We start from the raw sequence: 4,245 nt of genomic DNA, 5'->3' as shown, positions 1-4,245 counted from the left end.
GTTAGCGACTTATCCCAGGAACGCGGACCGCCCTTGGGTGCATTGCTGCCGTCGGAGAAAAGGAAAGGCCGGGTCACCGAATCCTGCACCTGTTCCAGCCCGGCTACAGGCCCGCTGTAGAGGATCTCTCCGCCGCCCTCGCCGGCGTGCGGGCCCACGTCCACCAACCAATCGGCTGCTTGGACGAGCTTCATATTGTGCTCCACGACGAACACGGAATTTCCGGATGCCTTGAGTTGGTTCAGTACTTCAAGCAAGGGTTCTGCATCGGCTGGATGTAGCCCTGCGGACGGTTCATCCAACACGTAGATGACGCCGAACAGGCCTGAGCGCAGTTGCGTGGCGATCCTGAGCCGCTGCATCTCACCAGGGGACAGAGTGGGTGTTGCCCGCCCCAGCGCCAGGTAGCCCAGGCCAAGCTCCAGGAGCACGGTCACCCTGGCGAGCAGGTCCCGGGTGATGGCGACTGCCACTTCATTGCCTTCGCCGGTGGTCTGGGTGCGCGAAGCAGTCCCGGCACCGATGAGCCCGGCTGTGGGCCTGATGAGTTCGGCGAGGTCGGTCATTGGCAGGGCGTTGATTTCAGCAATGGTTTTTCCTGCGAAGGTGACGGCGAGTGCCTCGGGCCGCAGGCCGCTGCCCTCGCAGCGGGGGCACTGGCCCGTCTCCATGAAGCGCAGCACCCTGTCACGCATGGTGGTGCTCTTTGAGTCCGCAAGGGTGTGGAGGACGTAGCTCCTGGCACTCCAGAACCGGCCCTTGTACGGCTTGGCGACGCGGTCACGCTGCGGGGTCACTTCCACCACTGGCTGATCCTCGGTGAAGAGGATCCAATCGCGGTCCTTCCGGGCCAGCTTCTTCCACGGCGTATCCACGTCATAACCCAGATGGCTGAGGATGTCCCGGAGGTTCTTGCCTTGCCATGCGCCGGGCCACGCTGCGATGGCACCGTCGCGGATGCTCAGCGAGGGATCGGGCACCAGGGTCGTTTCGCTGACGGTGTGCGCTACGCCCAGGCCGTGGCACTCCGGGCAGGCCCCGGCGGCGGTATTGGGGGAGAACGCATCAGAGTCCAGTTGGCCGGCGCCGTCGGGATAGCGCCCAGCGCGGGAGAACAGCATGCGAAGGGAGTTCGAGAGGGTAGTGACCGTTCCTACGCTGGACCGTGCAGTGGCCGTGCCGCGGCGTTGTTGAAGCGCGACGGCGGGTGGAAGCCCGGTGATGCTCTGCACCTTGGGATTATGGCCCTGTTGGATGAGTCGGCGCGCATAAGGTGCCACGGACTCGAAGTAGCGGCGCTGCGCCTCGGCATAAATGGTACCGAAGGCGAGGGATGACTTTCCCGAGCCGGAGACCCCGGTGAATGCGACGATTGCGTCCCGGGGCACATCCACGTCCACGGAGCGAAGGTTGTTCTCCCGAGCCCCCCGGACTTTTACAAAGCCATCCCCGGGATCAGCAAACGGCGCGTCCGGCGCATCGAAATCGCGCTGTGGGGAAATTGTCAGTTTGCTGTCCATTCCTATGACTCTATCGGCGTTAGCATCCGGGCGCTTCGCGGGGCCGGTTCCCAGCTCCGGAGCTAAGGGGCGGGAATGATGAAGTCGCGCCTACCGGCAGGTGTTGCTTTGCTGTGGTGGTTGAGGGTAGTGCAACAGGGTCCCCAGGAGGAGAATGCGGATCATGGCTGACGAAATCCTGGATGAACAGCGCACCAACGAGAATGTGGTCAAGCGGCTGATCGACTGCATCAACGATCGCCATATCGAGGTCATGGATGAGCTGTTCCATGACGACGCCGTGATGCATTGGCCCCAATCCGGGGAAGTGGTTCGCGGGGCGGAGAACCGCAGGGCCATCTATGGCGCCTTCCCGGAACTACCCACCATTACGCCCCGCCGCCTCCTAAGCGGCGGCAACCTGGTGACTGCTGAGGCTCTGCTGGACTATGGCGGACCTACCTTTGAGACAGTCTTCATCTTCGAATTCCGCGACGGCCGGATCGCCAAGGAAACCGCCTACTGGAGCGACGCCTTCCCAGCTCCCGAGTGGCGCGCGCAGTGGGTTGAGGTCAGTAAGGCCTGGTCAGGCTCAGGACCGCCCGCAATCGTTGTTACTCAGCCGGTGGTCGGCGTCGTTGTTGTTTGGTGGCTGACCTGAGTTCCTTGGCTGCCCGGTGCCTCCTGGCTGAGCCGCGGGTGGGTTTGGAGGCACGGCGAACGGATTGAGGAACAAGACCTGCCCTGACGATCCCGGCGAGTTTGGCCAGCGCGATCTCGCGGTTGCGCAGTTGTGACCGTTCCTCGGAGGCGGTGACGGTGATGACTCCATCAACGAGTTTCCGTTCCAGCCTCCTGAGCAGCAGCTCGCGCTGCCCTTCTGTCAGTGCGGCGGTCTGTGCGACGTTCCACCGGAGCTCGGCACGGCTGTCCGTGGTGTTGACATGCTGGCCGCCGGGTCCCGAAGAACGCGAAAACCGCCACGACAATTCCGATGCCGGAACCGTCACGGTGGGGGAGATTTCCAAGTCCATGGGTCAAGCCTTGCACGCTGTGAATCAATCGTGCTCTGCCGTGGCTGGACATGCTCCGACACGTTTTTAGAAATTAGGTAAGCCTAAGCTAATCTTTCATTTTGTGATTGAACTGAGCGAACTCACCGGTCTCGAGGCCACAGACCTTGTTCTCCGCTATGGGGACAAGGACGTGGTGCATGGTGCCGGCCTCCGCCTTGAACCGGGACGCATCGTTGCGCTGGTGGGACCCAACGGCAGCGGTAAGTCGACTTTGCTCCGGGCACTCGCCCGATTACATGAGGCTTCCTCCGGAACCGTGATGGTCCGGGCTGACGGCGGCGAGGCGTCGGACGCGCTGATGATGAAGCGCAGTGACTTTGCCCGTCACGTGACGTTGTTGTCGCAGAGCAGGCCCGTGCCGCACGGCCTGAGTGTTCGAGACGTGGTGGAGTTCGGCCGCCACCCCTACCGGGGACGATGGCGTGCCGCCGATCCCGAGGGACCTGCCGCCGTTGACCGCGCCATGGAACTGACAGGTGTCACCGAACTTGCCGGTCGTGGCGTCCAGGAACTCTCAGGCGGACAACTGCAGCGGGTGTGGCTGGCCAGTTGCCTTGCCCAGGACACTTCGGTACTCCTGCTCGATGAACCAACCAACCATCTGGACCTCCGGTACAAGGTGGAGATCTTTGACCTGGTGTACGACCTCGCCCGGGTCCACGGTGTGGCCATTGGCGTGGTCCTGCACGATCTCGACGAGGCTGCAGCATTGGCCGACCACGTAGTGGTGCTGTCCGAGGGCCGCATAGCGGCTGCAGGACCGGCGCACCAAGCCCTCGATGCCGCACTGCTCAGTGACGTTTACTCCATTCCCATTGTCACCCACACCGATCCGCTGACCGGCCGGCTCCGCACCCGCGCGGTGGGCCGGCACAGCGGCAGCTGAACACCGCCAAAGAACGTCATTCACCCAACACGAAAGGGACCCCTGTGTCCATGAAGATCCATAAGGCCCTCGCCGCCACCGCCGCTTTGGCAGTCCTGCTTACCGGTTGCGGAACCACTGAAGGGCCCGCCAGCCAGCCATCCAACAGTGCCGCCGCCGGAGGGCCGGTCACTGTGACCGACGCCCGCGGAACAGAAGTTAAGCTCGACGCCCCTGCCAAGCGCGTGGTCGGCACCGAATGGAACGTCGTGGAGAACCTGACCACCCTCGGTGTCATGCCGGTAGGCGTGGCTGACGTGAAGGGCTACAGCGCCTGGGTCACCGCAGGCAAACTGGACAGCACTCCCACCGACATTGGAACCCGCAACGAGCCCAGCTTCGATACCATTGCCTCCCTCGATCCGGACCTGATCGTTGCGACCACGGATCTGGCCGATCCCGTGATCAAGCAGCTCGAAGAACTCGCTCCCGTGGTGGTGGTGAAGTCCGCCGATGGCAGCCGCCAGATCGCCCAGGCGGAGGACAACCTGAAGCTCGTGGCCAAAGCAACCGGCACGGAGAAGAAAGCCGACGAGGCCATCGCCGCGTTCGACGCCGCCGTTAGCAAGGGCAAAGCTGACCTCGAGAAGGCCGGCCTGGGCGGTTCCCGTGTTGCGTTCGCAGACGGCTGGGTTGCTGACGGCAAGGTCTCCATCCGTCCCTTCACCAAGGGTTCACTGCTGGCTGACATCAACACTGAGTTGGGCCTTGTGAACCCCTGGACGGTTGAAGGCGATCCGGCCTA

General features: G+C 63.3%; 4 protein-coding genes and 1 pseudogene. 3 read left to right on the top strand and 2 right to left on the bottom strand.

What is annotated here, in order from left to right; all coding sequences use genetic code 11:
* Positions 1-1,520: pseudogene (locus HP499_RS21360) on the bottom strand (ABC transporter); the annotation flags it as partial.
* A gap of 163 nt (positions 1,521-1,683) precedes the next feature.
* Here HP499_RS21360 and HP499_RS21355 point away from each other — a divergent pair.
* Positions 1,684-2,160: a nuclear transport factor 2 family protein gene (locus HP499_RS21355; RefSeq protein WP_253951731.1), complete on the top strand. Its 477-nt coding sequence runs from the start codon at positions 1,684-1,686 to the stop codon at positions 2,158-2,160.
* On the opposite strand, the gene arfB is transcribed toward HP499_RS21355, so the two are convergent.
* Positions 2,114-2,533, bottom strand: a complete 420-nt coding sequence (arfB, locus tag HP499_RS21350; protein ID WP_172326119.1) for an alternative ribosome rescue aminoacyl-tRNA hydrolase ArfB — start codon at positions 2,531-2,533, stop codon at positions 2,114-2,116. The genes HP499_RS21355 and arfB overlap by 47 nt on opposite strands.
* A gap of 103 nt (positions 2,534-2,636) precedes the next feature.
* Between arfB and HP499_RS21345 the strand changes: the two genes are divergently transcribed.
* Both HP499_RS21345 and HP499_RS21340 read left to right on the top strand, forming a co-directional pair.
* Positions 2,637-3,461: an ABC transporter ATP-binding protein gene (locus tag HP499_RS21345; RefSeq protein WP_172326118.1), complete on the top strand. Its 825-nt coding sequence runs from the start codon at positions 2,637-2,639 to the stop codon at positions 3,459-3,461.
* 44 nt (positions 3,462-3,505) lie between these two features.
* On the top strand, positions 3,506-4,245 hold a 740-nt coding region (locus HP499_RS21340), incomplete at its 3' end, for an ABC transporter substrate-binding protein (RefSeq protein WP_172326117.1).

The organism is Paenarthrobacter sp. CM16 (genome assembly GCF_013179505.1).
Lineage (GTDB): Bacteria > Actinomycetota > Actinomycetes > Actinomycetales > Micrococcaceae > Arthrobacter.
The sequence above is the reverse complement of the archived record's forward strand: the minus strand, read 5'-3'. Positions and strand labels throughout refer to the sequence as shown.